This window comes from Hwangdonia lutea (genome assembly GCF_032814565.1).
GTDB lineage: Bacteria > Bacteroidota > Bacteroidia > Flavobacteriales > Flavobacteriaceae > Hwangdonia > Hwangdonia lutea.
This window is the reverse complement of record NZ_CP136521.1, coordinates 1,560,307-1,572,291: the sequence shown is the minus strand read 5'-3', so window position 1 is coordinate 1,572,291 and position 11,985 is coordinate 1,560,307. Positions and strand designations below refer to the sequence as shown.

The window sequence follows — 11,985 nt, the reverse complement described above, 5'->3', positions numbered from 1 at the left end:
TTGCGTTTTTATGAGTGTTTTTTATGCATTTTTTTGCAATATTAATTTGTTTATTGCATATTTAGCACGTTTTTAATCGAGGTTATGCTAAAGCAAGAAAGACAACACGCCATTTTGGATAGGCTAAAGACAGAAAAAAAAGTACTATCGACAAAATTGAGCCAAGAACTGCAGGTTTCTGAAGATACCATCCGAAGAGATTTAAAAGAATTAGAGGCAAAAAACCTGGTTTATAAAGTGCATGGTGGCGCTTTGCTGAAAGAAAGCAAAATACTGTCTTACGACGAAAGAAGTATTGCCGATATTGATAAGAAAAAGAAAATTGCCAAAAAAGCCGTAAATTTAATACACGATGGGCAAGCCATTATTATGAGTGGGAGCTCAACCAATTTAGAATTGGCTAAAATTATTCCACCAGATATTAACGCCACCGTATATACCTATAGTTTGCCCATTGCCACACAATTATCGTATCATCCACTAATTGAAGTTATTTTTTTAGGCGGAAAATTAAATAAGTCGGCACAGGTTACCGTAGGTATAGATTTGGTAACTTCAATCCATAATATTAGCGCCGATATATGTTTTATGGGTGTAGATGGCATAAACGTTAACAGAGGCTTAACGGAGCAGGACTGGGACGTTTCTCGTATAAAAAGAAGGATGATTGAAGCCTCAAACCACGTGGTAGTTATGTGTATAAGTAGTAAACTAATGTCTGTAAAGAGGCACACCGTTGTTCCCATTAACGAGATTGATGCCATCATTACCGATATTGATGCATCAGATTCTGTTTTTGTAGATTTTAACGCCATTAACGCGGTGATTATATAACCTATCGTGATTCTAATTTAGTATCAAATGAATTTTGAATATACTTTAGAAGCATCAAATTAATGTTAGCCTTAACATGTTGAAAACAATAAAAAGAAAACTTATTTATTTATGCTTATCGGCTTTGTTTTTAAGCAGCTGCAAATCCAATTATATTTCAAAAAATTTAGAAAATCCCTTCTACAACAACCAGTTTACAGGATTGTTGGTTTTCAATCCGAAAACTAAAGACACCGTATTTAAGAAAAATGCCGACAAATATTTTACCCCGGCCAGCAACACCAAAATTTTTACTTTATATACCGCTTTGCAAGTGTTACCAGCGCAAATCCCAGCGTTTAAATATGGTATTGAAAACGATACCATTACCATTCAAGGTGTTGGAAACCCCACTTTTTTACATCCGTTTTTTAATGATAGTACAGCCTTAAAAATGGCAAGAAACTACAAAAAAGTAAATGTGGTTTTAAATAATTTGGAGGATGATAAGTTTGGACCAGGTTGGGCTTGGGAAGATTACGACACCTATTTTAGCCCCGAAAAAAGTAGCTTTCCCATGTACGGAAATGTGCTTACCATTAGTAATCAAGACAGCCTGCAAAGCATTCCAAAGGCATTGAAAAATCAAATCCATTTTTCCGAATCCAATAAAAGAAGAAATTTTAACGACAACACGTTTTATTACAATCCAAAACGAAAGGATACCATTGAAGTTCCTATGGTTATCGATACAGCGTTAGTAAAGCAGTTGTGGGATGATATACTTCCAAATAAAGTATCTGTTTTCAAACAGTCAGATAAAGCCTTAACACATACGGCTTATAGCGTTCCGTCGGATTCTTTATATAAACGCATGATGTTGGTAAGCGATAATTTTTTAGCGGAACAAATGCTCATTTTGGCATCGTCAACACTTTCAGACACCTTGAGTTCGAAACGAATTCGAGACACTATTTTAAACAAGCAATTAAAAGATTTAAAACAAAAACCGCGTTGGGTTGATGGCTCTGGATTAAGCCGCTATAACCTATTTTCACCAACATCGTTTGTGCAGGTACTCGAAAAATTACACAATCAAATTCCGCAACAGCGTTTATTTAATTTATTTCCTGTTGGCGGCTCATCAGGTACCTTAAAAAACTATTATTCGGGTGAAGAGAAACCTTATATTTATGCGAAATCGGGCACCTTAGGCAATAATTATTCGTTAAGTGGTTATCTGATTACAAAATCGGGCAAAACCTTGATTTTTAGTTTTATGAATAATCATTACAGAAAATCTACGACTGATGTAAAAAAACGCATGCAATTAATTTTTGAATGGCTCCGCGATAATTATTGAAAGCTATTTTAGCAATTGAGACCTGTCAGGTTTCTAAAACCTGACAGGTCTGGACTAAATAAAAAATTTTGAAAAACCCAAAAAAATGTATTAACTTTGTAATTACAAAATTGAATTATGGAAACAGCAATTATTAAAATAGGGAATTCAAAAGGGCTTCGTTTAAGCAAAACAATTTTAGAAAAGTACAATATAAAAGACAAGGTTGAAATGATATTGGAGAAAGAGCAAATTGTGCTGAAACCTATTGATCAACCAAGAAAAAACTGGGAAAAAGCGTTTGAGGAAATGCGAGATAATAATGATGATCGGTTATTGTTTGACGATGTTTTTGAAGATGAAAATTTTGAGGAATGGAACTAAAGCAATATGCTATCGTGCTTGTAAACCTCGACCCAACAATAGGTAGCGAAATAAAAAAGACGCGCCCTTGCGTAATTGTATCTCCCAATGAAATAAATAAGTTTCTCAAAACGATTGTGGTGGCTCCAATGACGACTAACTTGAAAAAATATCCAACCCGAACTGCAGTAAAATACAACAATAAAAAGGGAATGATTGCCATTGACCAAATTCGAACCATTGATAAAACGCGTATAATAAAAAGTTTTGACCAATTATCGAAATCCGAAATTCGAAATTGCAAAGCTATTATCCGAGAGACATTCGTAGATTAAATGGGTCTTGTGGTAATTCTACCTATAAATCAAAGCATTTTTTAGCCTACTATTTTTGGCATTCAAATCAATTAAAAACCCATTAATTACGGCATACTCGTTAATACCATCTTTTTGCAATAAAAAGGTTGGGTTAATGCCGGGTCTCAATCTAAACTCAGGCAATTGCTGCCCTATCTTAACCAAGTGAATAGGCTCTGAGGCTTCTAAGGTGCTTTCGGGCAATTTTTCCATTTGAATATACGTGTAACCCGATTTTAAAAGCTTGAAAACATCTAAATTCGAAATGCCACTAACAGAGTCAAATACTTCGGAATACACTTTGCCCTCGACAATAGTATAACCTTCGGCATTAAAAGTGTTGTAGCCGTAAAAGGTCGATAAATCGCCTAGATCTGCAATTCTGCCCACATTATAAAAATCGGAATGGTTAGCATTATCAACTTCATAGCGCTTTACACCAATATCTATTTTATAGGGCTTTCCCAATAAATTATACGTAGCACCCTCAATTTTTAAATCGAATAACTTACTATCGTTTCTCGGTATGTTTTCATAATCATCAATAGGAATATTTTTGTACTGCCCGTTGGCAATGGTATAAATGGCCGAAAGAATAGAGACGTAATTCAGTTTTCTTATTTCCTGTTTTTCAACATCATTTTTATAACCTCCAGATTCAATTAAAATGGTGCTGGTTCCCCATTTTTGTATGTTATCGCCAAAAGCCCTGGGCTCGAAAGCATCGTTATACCTGCCCACTTGCCCGGGTGCGTACTTTTGAATAATGTTATTCATAAAAATAATAATCTTCATAGCATCTCCGCGCACTTGGTTAATGTCTTTTTCGTAATTATACGCCGGTGCCAAATACGAAATGGTTGCAGGCTTGTTGGTACGTTCGGCATTGTAATAAATGTTTTGGTCGTGCAGATTAAACCCGAAATCGGCATTCAGGCTGTCCCTAACTCGTTTTAAAGTTTGGCCTTCTAGTGACTGTAAACGGAGTGCATCTCGGTTAATATCGATACCCAATGTGTTCCGGCGCGTATATTTTTCGGCGCCATCAGGGTTTAACATCGGTAAAAAATGAAGCGTCACACGTTTTAGAATGGTTTCTTTTTCCTTTGAAAAATCCTTACTGGTAAGCAAGTTAAAAATATCGAAAATAGCCTGTGTTGCCGTAGGTTCGTCGCCATGCATTTGCGACCATAAAAACACATTGGTTTTACCAGACCCAATACTGATTAGGCTTAGATCGCGCCCTTCAATAGACTGCCCCACTTTTTTTACAGTAAACTTTGGGTTGTTTTTAAGCGTGTTGATTAAAGGCTGAATATCTTGGTGTTTTATGCGCCTTTTTTCCAATGTGGTTTCTTTGTAAGTATCGTAAGTTTCGTAAATTTTAGAAGTAAAATCGTTGGTTTGGCTAGCTGCAGATAGGGTTACAAACAGCAATATCAGCTTTAAAAAAGATTTCATATTGGTAGCAGGATTATTGTTTTAAGTATATAAATAGTACTTTTGAAACTACAAGTAACAAAAATATTTATAAAATGGCAGATAAAGTTACCACACAGTGGAAAGGGGATATGGTATTTGAATCGGATAACCCGCGTTGGGATTCCATAATGATGGATGCCTCAGAAGAATTTGGTGGCACTAACTCAGGCATGGCGCCCAAGGCGATGATGCTATCCTCGTTGGCCGGTTGCTCGGGTTTGGATGTAGTTTCGGTTTTAAATAAAATGCGTGTTAAAATTGACGATTTTAAAATGGTTGTTGAAGGGGAGCTTACCGACGAGCATCCAAAATATTATCACAAAGTATCGGTCGATTATCATTTTTATGGTAAACAATTGAATGAAAACAAAATAAAGAGTGCCGTAGATCTTTCGGTTGAAAAATATTGTGGTGTTATGGAAATGTTTCGTCATTTTGCCGAAATTAAAATAGATATCCATTATCACAATAAATAAGAAATTAGAATTTTTTTGCAAAAGAAAAACTTAAGGCAATTTAAGTATTCTTAACTTAAAACTTTTTAAATGCGTTGGACACTAAAGCCAAAACCCGAAGCCAGTAAATTAGCAGTTTTAAAAGAAGCATTACAAGTAGATACGCCTATTGCAACCTTATTATTACAGCGTGGTATTGAAACTTATGAGGATGCTAAAACATTTTTCAGACCCAGTTTAAACGATTTGCACGATCCGTTTTTAATGCAAGATATGGATCTGGCCGTGGCACGTATAGAAAAAGCCATGGCCAATAAAGAAAACATTTTGGTATATGGCGATTACGATGTTGATGGTACCACGGCAGTCGCTTTAATGTCCACGTATTTAAAAACCAAATACCCGTTGGTTCATACTTATATCCCGAATAGATACGATGAGGGTTACGGTATTTCTTATAAAGGTATAAACTTTGCTTTAGAGAATGATTTTTCGCTGATTATCGCTTTAGATTGCGGGATTAAATCGGTTGAAAAAGTAGCCCATGCAAAAAAACTAGGCATCGATTTTATTATTTGCGATCATCACAGACCAGGAAACGAAATCCCGAAAGCAGTAGCAGTTTTAGACCCCAAACGCGAAGATTGTAATTATCCGTATAAAGAATTATGCGGTTGTGGTGTGGGCTTTAAACTCGTACAAGCCTTAGCATCAAAAGAAGGAGAAACGGTTGAAGATTTAACCGAATACTTAGATTTGGTTGCCACAGCTATTGGGGCAGATATTGTTCCCATTGATGGTGAAAATAGGGCATTGGCTTATTTCGGATTACAAGTTATTAACACCAATCCGCGCCCCGGCATAAAAGCTATTTTAGACCAAGTTGAAAAAACAGAACTCACCATTACCGACGTCGTATTTATTGTCGCCCCAAGGATTAACGCTGCGGGACGCATGAAACACGGGAATTATGCCGTTACTTTACTAGCCGAAGAAGAGGCCGATAAAGCACAACAGTATGCTTCTGAGATTGATGAGTATAATTTAGATAGACGCGAAACCGATAAGCAAATTACTGAAGAAGCCCTTAAACAAATTGAAGATAACAAAGAACACGACCGACTTACCACCGTGGTTTACCACCAAGATTGGCATAAAGGCGTTATAGGTATTGTAGCTTCAAGATTAACGGAAACGTATTACAGACCAACTCTGGTATTTACGCGCAGTGGTGAATATTTAGCGGCTTCGGCACGCAGCGTTCGTGGGTTCGATGTGTACAATGCCATTGAAGCTTGTAGTGCGCATATCGAGCAATTTGGAGGACATAAATATGCGGCAGGACTAACACTTAAAGAAGAAAATTACGAAGCTTTTAAACAAGCTTTTGAAGATGAGGTGTCAAAAACTATTGACAGAAACTTGCTAATTCCTGAGATTAAAATCGATGCTAAAATCGATTTAAAAGACATAACCCCAAAGTTTTATAGAATATTAAAGCAGTTTGCTCCTTTTGGTCCAGCAAATATGACCCCCGTTTTTTTGACTGAAAATTTAACCGATACCGGTTACGGTAAATGTGTTGGCGCCGATAAAACCCACTTGCGCTTAACGGCAAAACAACCAAATGCTTCTAAAAGTATAGTTTGTATTGGGTTTGGAATGGGCGATAAATATGAATTGATTTCTGATAAAAAACCATTTAAGGCAGTATATTCCATCGATGAAAATGAGTTTAGAGGCAACGTGTCGCTTCAACTTAAACTAAGAGATATAAAAGCTTAACAAATGTCTAAAAACGATCCGTACGCCGCTTTGCGTATTAAAGAATTCAATATTTTTTTATTGGTGCGTTTTGCATTGGTTTTTGGATGGTCTATGCAATTTGTGGTTATAGAATGGCAAGTATATGCCCTAACCAAAGACCCTTTGGCACTTGGTATTATAGGACTTTGCGAATTTTTACCGGCATTTTTACTGGCACCTTTTGCTGGACATATTGTAGATAAAAAAGAAAAACGAAACCTATTCACACTTTGTATTGCCCTGTTTTCTTTAATCAGTTTTGGACTATTTTGGCTAACTTCAAGTACGGTTGAAGCCACATGGGAAACCAGTGCCATACTATACGGCATTTATGCATTAGTGTTTTTTGGAGGTGTTTTAAGAGCCTTTTTTGGCCCTACTATTTTTTCGCTAATTGCATTGCTTGTTCCAAAAAAAATATACCCAAATGCCGCAACCTGGAGCAGTAGTACATGGAAAGGCGCCAATGTTTTTGGAGCTTTAGTTGGTGGGTTTTTAATTGCTTGGATTGGTGTTCACTATACACTTGGTATTATATTTTTGTTGGTTATGCTGGCATTATTGTTAGTATTTCAAATAACTAAAAAACCTGTTTTAAATAAAGGCAGGAATGAATCCGTGAAAGAAAGCCTAAAAGCAGGACTTAGTTTTGTGTTTAACGACAAAGTCATTTTAGGCGCACTAACCTTAGATATGATTGCCGTTTTATTTGGTGGCGCCGTTGCCATTTTTGCCGTATTTGCAAAAGATATTTTAGATGCCGGACCCAAAGGATTTGGATTATTAAACGCAGCACTTTCCTCCGGCAGTATTATCACCATGCTGGCCACAACCTATATCCCGATTACAAAAAATACAGGAAAAAAATTACTCGTTTCGGTGTTCGGATTTGGAGCTTGCATGATTGTATTCGGAGCTTCAAAATTATTGTGGTTAAGTATTTTGGCGCTATTCTTCTCGGGGGTTTTCGATGGTATTTCAATGGTCGTGCGTCAAACCATACTGCAACTTAAAACACCAGACGCCATGCGCGGGCGCGTGGGTGCGGTTAACTCAATGTTTGTAGGGTCTTCCAACGAACTCGGCGCCTTGGAAAGCGGGATAGCTGCACGTATTTTTGGCGCACCACTCGCCGTGGTTCTTGGCGGAACAGTAACCCTTATTGTCGTTGGAATTATAGGTGTTAAAAACAAGCCATTGCGTAAACTTGACTTGCAACAAGATATTGATGCGCACGAAAACGACCATTAATTTTTGGGCGAGTTGCCATAAAAATGGCAAACAGGCTTTACACTATATCTTTTTTGTGCAAAGTGGTTTTAGTATCGCATTAAGCAAATAGTAAACAGTATAAATTTTTGCGTCTATCAAATATTAGGCGCGCACAAAAAAGGATGCCGCTGCAATCCTTCTCGCGGGGTGTACTTGCCATTAGAATTTTAGGTGCGATATGTTTTTAACTCCATCGTCTCCCCATCAAAAACACCATAAGTATAATGCGAAATCCAGTCGCCTAAATTAATATATTTAGAAGTTCCGTTAAGGTCTATATTTAATGGCAAATGTCTGTGTCCGAAAACAAAAAAATCGCGGTGTTTGTCTTCCAGTTTGCGTTTACAATATTGTACGAGCCATTCGTTGTCTTCGCCTAAAAATTTAGCATCTTCGTCGCCCGAAATCATTTTGTTTTTTACCGATAAGTGTTGTGCCAATCGCACGCCTAAATCGGGGTGTAGCCATCTAAAAAGCCATTTGCAAAACGGATTTGTAAACACCTTTTTCATGCGCTTATAGCCTTTGTCGTGAGGACCCAAACCATCGCCGTGGCCAATAAAAAAAGTTTTGTCGTTAAAGGTAAATTCTTCGGGTTTGTGGTATACGGGAATGTTGAGCTCTTCTTCAAAATAGCCGTTCATCCATAGGTCGTGGTTGCCAACAAAGTAGTAGATTGGCATGCCGGAATCTGATATTTCGGCAAGTTTACCCAGAGTTCGAGTAAACCCTTTTGGGACTACTTTTTTGTATTCCATCCAAAAATCGAATAAATCGCCTAAAAGGAAAATAGCTGCCGCATCGTGTTTTACGGTGTCTAACCAAGCCACGAATTTTTTTTCGCGCGGGCGAGAGGCTTCTTGTGTGGGTGCGCCTAAATGGTTATCGGATGCGAAATATATTTTTTTTCCTTGTGGAATTTGCATGCTGTAAATATAATATATTCCTGCTAAGGCAGGAATCTCATTTTTTAGTATTAATTTTTTCTTTTTGTTCATTTTGTCTTGATACAAAACGAACCAAAAAATCATGTCAATCTGAGGAAATTCCTGCGGAACATTCGCTTTAAAAACTTCATGCTTGAAGCTGTGCTTCGCAGTTACGTTTTTCGCTCATTATTTCTGCAGATTGACTTTTCCGACTGTGTCGGAATTTGGGACTTGAATTTTTGTTAAATCATTTCTGTTTTCAATCTATCTTGCTCTCTAAGTTCTTTGCAAATATACGCTCTGATTACGGACTGATTACTTCCAACTGCGGACTGCTGCGTTAGGGATTGAACGGCGTGTTTGAGCTCGCCGACGAAAGGAGGAAGCGAGTAGTGAAAGCCCGACCCTTGTGGTAACGCCCTAATTATTATCGGAAGCATACCACTCTGCAAACGAGGTATCGGTTTCCTGAAGTTTTAGGGAATGCAACATAATGTGGTTTGGCAAACGTTTTTTTATTTTTTGCGCAAAGTCGATAACCATCATTTCGCTTGTGGGTTGGTAGTTTACCAAAAGCACGTTGTGGCCGCGGTTTTCAAGTTCTTTGGCGAGCTCGACATGGGGCGTGTTTTTGTTGAACACCGTGGCGTGGTCGAAGACGTTTACAATCTCTTCTTTGACAATTTTTTTTAAATCGCCAAAATCGATTACCATTCCAAATTTTACATGATTGGTATCGGTTATGGGCTTTCCAAAAACGGTTACCGAGAGTTTGTAGCTGTGCCCGTGCACGTTTTTGCACTTGCCATCGTAACCGTAAAGGGCGTGTCCGGTTTCGAAAGAAAATTGTTTTGTTATGCGAATGTTGCTCATGTTGTAATGCTATTTGCTGCGCAAAGATACTACCTTCTTTTTTTTCTGTTTACAATGTAAACGATTATTAAAGCGATGCCTAAAATTAAAAACAAGCCGTTGCCGCTTATAAATGACATGATATCCATAGTTTTATTTTTTGGAGTTTTTTTTGATTAATCTGAAAATTAAATACGCAATGACTATGGTGGCTACCAAAGGCAGATATTTCCCGATGGCGTATCCTATATTGTACCCAGCATCGTGGACGTTTGATTCTTGTAATGCCATTAAGAATGTCATAAAAAATACTTTTAAATAAATGTGCATTATGCTCTCAAAGTTAATTGATTTTTGACAGCGGGATAAATATTTTTCTGAAAATAAAAATCAATGGGAAACCTCGAGCGATAATCCATAATGTTAAGGCTATAAAAATGGCGTATAATTTATAGTCGAGAGCATCCAACCAAAATAAAACAGGAACAAACACTAAAAACGTTGCAGCCAAAAGCACGTTGCGCAACGCCTTCATTTTCCCCAATCCTTTAAAGATTCCATCGAAAATAAAAGCGATTGTACAAAGCGGTTGCATGGCTAAAACAATCCAAAAAATGTTGTAAAACTGCTTTAAAACTTCGGGATCGTTGGTAAATAAATTGCCTATAGGATAGTACAAAACACCTCCAATTACAGCAATTAAAACGCCTACTATTACACCGTATTTTATCAGTTTATTGCTTAAGGTAATAAGTAAAGGATACTCTTTTCCGCCGTATAATTTTCCCGATAAAATATTGCCAGCGCTAGCATAACCATCAACAATAAAAGCCCCAAGAAACCATAAATTAATAGCAATGGTATAGGCCGCAATATAGGTTGCACCGTAGCTCGTTGCAAATGCACTCGCGTAATAAAGCGTGACGTTTAAAGCAATGGTGCGCACAAAAAGATTGAGAATCATTAAAATAAACCGGTTGATTTCTTTATTAAAGGGAAAACTTAGTTTTAATGGAATTACGGTTTTTTTCAATAAATAATAAGCAGAGAAAATAGCCATGAGAAATTGTGCAATTACGCTGGCGTAAGCAGCTCCTTCAAGATTCATGGGTGTAATGTAACCTTCAATACCGTAAACCAAAACCACATCTAAAACAATATTTGTAATGGTGCCAATTATTGCAATAAGCATGGGATAGTAGGTGTTTTGTAAGCCGCGGAAAGCACCAAAAACGGCTATAGTAAAAAGTGTAAAAGGAAACCCAAAAACACGGATTCTGTAATAATCTACGCTATAGTCTAAAATTAAACCCGAGGCATTATAAAGTTTGAAAATAAAGTTTGCAAAAGGGTATGTGCCCAATATAATTAGAACACTTAATGAGGTGATAATAAATATAGCTTGGGCAGGTAGATTCTTGATTTTATCAAGTTTATTGGCGCCAACGTATTGCGATACAATGGACGAAATAGCACTTCGGGTTTGCCCCAAAACCCAAATAAGCATCGACAAAAAAGTGGTTACAATGCCCACGGCAGCCAAAGATTCGGTGGCATTAAATGCTATATTTCCAACAATGGCAGCATCGGTTAACGACAAAATAGGTTCTGAAACCCCAGATATCAAGGCAGGAACCGCTAATTTATTTATATGCTTGAAACTTATGTTCGTGCTCACAGTACTAATTCGTAACAATAAAAAGGAAAATCGCTTTGTTTCGGGAAATAAATATTACCCAATTTTTTATAGCCGCGAAGTTCGTAAAACTTTTGGTTTCTTTTGTTTTGAGAGAAGGTGTCTAACCTTATAGAGCTATAGTTGTTTTCTATGGCGATATTTTCGGCAAAATCCATTAATCTTTGTGCGTAGCCTTTACCTTGATATTTGGGATGAACGGCTAATCGGTGAATGTATACATTACGATTGTTTTCTGTTAACCAATTGATGGGAATATATTCTTCATCCATAAAAGTTGAAACAACTACACAGCCAATAATGGTTTTGTTTTTTTCAATAACGTATAATTCATTTCTTAAAACATCATTTTCAAAAGCCGCTTTATTGGGGTAATGCTCGTTCCATTGATAAATGTCTTTGTCAATCATAAAAACGGCGCATGCTTTTGTAATGGCTATAATTCTATCTATGTCTTTAAGTGTCGCTTTCCTGATCATTTTAATAAATTCCCCCCTAAATACCGGTGCAAATGTAGTTTTTTAAACTCATTTAATATTTTGTAAAAACAAAGTTAGAAATGTTGGTAAAAAAATGTAATTTTGAAATCTGCTAAAAAGCACTAAAATTTTTTTTAGCA

The 11,985-nt window shown here is 36.9% G+C and carries 13 protein-coding genes; 7 read left to right on the top strand and 6 right to left on the bottom strand.

The annotated features are described in order from the left end of the window. The first annotated feature begins 84 nt into the window (after positions 1–84). The 4 genes from RNZ46_RS06765 to RNZ46_RS06750 all read left to right on the top strand — a co-directional run bounded on the left by RNZ46_RS06765 (position 85) and on the right by RNZ46_RS06750 (position 2,853). Entirely contained in the window at positions 85–834 is a 750-nt protein-coding gene (locus RNZ46_RS06765) for a DeoR/GlpR family DNA-binding transcription regulator (RefSeq protein ID WP_316984619.1), read from the top strand. Between the two features lie 76 nt (positions 835–910). Then, positions 911–2,176, top strand: a complete 1,266-nt coding sequence (locus RNZ46_RS06760) for a D-alanyl-D-alanine carboxypeptidase/D-alanyl-D-alanine-endopeptidase (protein ID WP_316984618.1) — start codon at positions 911–913, stop codon at positions 2,174–2,176. Between the two features lie 117 nt (positions 2,177–2,293). After that, positions 2,294–2,539 carry an AbrB/MazE/SpoVT family DNA-binding domain-containing protein gene (locus tag RNZ46_RS06755; RefSeq protein WP_316984617.1) on the top strand — a complete coding sequence of 82 codons (246 nt, stop codon included), beginning with the start codon at positions 2,294–2,296 and terminating at the stop codon, positions 2,537–2,539. Beyond that, positions 2,530–2,853, top strand: coding sequence for a type II toxin-antitoxin system PemK/MazF family toxin (locus RNZ46_RS06750; RefSeq protein WP_316984616.1), 324 nt, complete (start codon positions 2,530–2,532; stop codon positions 2,851–2,853). Before RNZ46_RS06755 ends, RNZ46_RS06750 begins: the two co-directional genes overlap by 10 nt. Before the next feature lie 18 nt (positions 2,854–2,871). Here RNZ46_RS06750 and RNZ46_RS06745 read toward each other — a convergent pair whose 3' ends face one another. Continuing rightward, positions 2,872–4,335 (bottom strand): M14 family zinc carboxypeptidase, encoded by a 1,464-nt coding sequence (locus RNZ46_RS06745; RefSeq protein WP_316984615.1) that lies wholly within the window; start codon positions 4,333–4,335, stop codon positions 2,872–2,874. Positions 4,336–4,409: 74 nt separating this feature from the next. On the opposite strand from RNZ46_RS06745, the gene RNZ46_RS06740 reads away from it, so the two are divergent. From RNZ46_RS06740 to RNZ46_RS06730, 3 genes are all read left to right on the top strand, one after another. Next, on the top strand, positions 4,410–4,832 hold the full coding sequence (locus RNZ46_RS06740; RefSeq protein ID WP_316984614.1) for an OsmC family protein: 423 nt from the start codon (positions 4,410–4,412) through the stop codon (positions 4,830–4,832). A gap of 69 nt (positions 4,833–4,901) precedes the next feature. Then, the gene (gene recJ, locus RNZ46_RS06735; protein ID WP_316984613.1) at positions 4,902–6,596 is read left to right on the top strand and encodes a single-stranded-DNA-specific exonuclease RecJ; all 1,695 of its coding nucleotides are present in this window, start codon (positions 4,902–4,904) and stop codon (positions 6,594–6,596) included. Positions 6,597–6,599: 3 nt separating this feature from the next. Then, positions 6,600–7,868: an MFS transporter gene (locus tag RNZ46_RS06730; RefSeq protein WP_316984612.1), complete on the top strand. Its 1,269-nt coding sequence runs from the start codon at positions 6,600–6,602 to the stop codon at positions 7,866–7,868. A 188-nt stretch (positions 7,869–8,056) separates the two neighbouring features. On the opposite strand, the gene RNZ46_RS06725 is transcribed toward RNZ46_RS06730, so the two are convergent. The 5 genes from RNZ46_RS06725 to RNZ46_RS06705 all read right to left on the bottom strand — a co-directional run bounded on the left by RNZ46_RS06725 (position 8,057) and on the right by RNZ46_RS06705 (position 11,845). Next, on the bottom strand, positions 8,057–8,815 hold the full coding sequence (locus RNZ46_RS06725) for a UDP-2,3-diacylglucosamine diphosphatase (RefSeq protein WP_316984971.1): 759 nt from the start codon (positions 8,813–8,815) through the stop codon (positions 8,057–8,059). A 423-nt stretch (positions 8,816–9,238) separates the two neighbouring features. Next, a complete protein-coding gene (locus tag RNZ46_RS06720) occupies positions 9,239–9,691 on the bottom strand; it encodes a 6-pyruvoyl trahydropterin synthase family protein (protein WP_316984611.1) in 453 nt (150 codons plus the stop codon). A 132-nt stretch (positions 9,692–9,823) separates the two neighbouring features. Further along, the gene (locus tag RNZ46_RS06715) at positions 9,824–9,973 is read right to left on the bottom strand and encodes a hypothetical protein (RefSeq protein WP_316984610.1); all 150 of its coding nucleotides are present in this window, start codon (positions 9,971–9,973) and stop codon (positions 9,824–9,826) included. 40 nt (positions 9,974–10,013) lie between these two features. After that, positions 10,014–11,348 (bottom strand): MATE family efflux transporter, encoded by a 1,335-nt coding sequence (locus tag RNZ46_RS06710; protein WP_316984609.1) that lies wholly within the window; start codon positions 11,346–11,348, stop codon positions 10,014–10,016. Then, positions 11,345–11,845 carry a GNAT family N-acetyltransferase gene (locus RNZ46_RS06705; RefSeq protein WP_316984608.1) on the bottom strand — a complete coding sequence of 167 codons (501 nt, stop codon included), beginning with the start codon at positions 11,843–11,845 and terminating at the stop codon, positions 11,345–11,347. Before RNZ46_RS06705 ends, RNZ46_RS06710 begins: the two co-directional genes overlap by 4 nt. Positions 11,846–11,985 lie beyond the last annotated feature (140 nt).

Bases quoted from the DNA above. Each gene is read 5' to 3' on its own strand.
- RNZ46_RS06705 (WP_316984608.1), bottom strand. From the start codon at position 11,845: ATGATCAGGAAAGCGACACTTAAAGACATAGATAGAATTATAGCCATT.
- RNZ46_RS06765 (WP_316984619.1), top strand. From the start codon at position 85: ATGCTAAAGCAAGAAAGACAACACGCCATTTTGGATAGGCTAAAGACA.
- RNZ46_RS06760 (WP_316984618.1), top strand. From the start codon at position 911: ATGTTGAAAACAATAAAAAGAAAACTTATTTATTTATGCTTATCGGCT.
- RNZ46_RS06755 (WP_316984617.1), top strand. From the start codon at position 2,294: ATGGAAACAGCAATTATTAAAATAGGGAATTCAAAAGGGCTTCGTTTA.
- RNZ46_RS06730 (WP_316984612.1), top strand. From the start codon at position 6,600: ATGTCTAAAAACGATCCGTACGCCGCTTTGCGTATTAAAGAATTCAAT.
- RNZ46_RS06725 (WP_316984971.1), bottom strand. From the start codon at position 8,815: ATGCAAATTCCACAAGGAAAAAAAATATATTTCGCATCCGATAACCAT.
- RNZ46_RS06740 (WP_316984614.1), top strand. From the start codon at position 4,410: ATGGCAGATAAAGTTACCACACAGTGGAAAGGGGATATGGTATTTGAA.
- RNZ46_RS06720 (WP_316984611.1), bottom strand. From the start codon at position 9,691: ATGAGCAACATTCGCATAACAAAACAATTTTCTTTCGAAACCGGACAC.
- RNZ46_RS06715 (WP_316984610.1), bottom strand. From the start codon at position 9,973: ATGACATTCTTAATGGCATTACAAGAATCAAACGTCCACGATGCTGGG.
- RNZ46_RS06745 (WP_316984615.1), bottom strand. From the start codon at position 4,335: ATGAAATCTTTTTTAAAGCTGATATTGCTGTTTGTAACCCTATCTGCA.
- RNZ46_RS06750 (WP_316984616.1), top strand. From the start codon at position 2,530: ATGGAACTAAAGCAATATGCTATCGTGCTTGTAAACCTCGACCCAACA.
- recJ (WP_316984613.1), top strand. From the start codon at position 4,902: ATGCGTTGGACACTAAAGCCAAAACCCGAAGCCAGTAAATTAGCAGTT.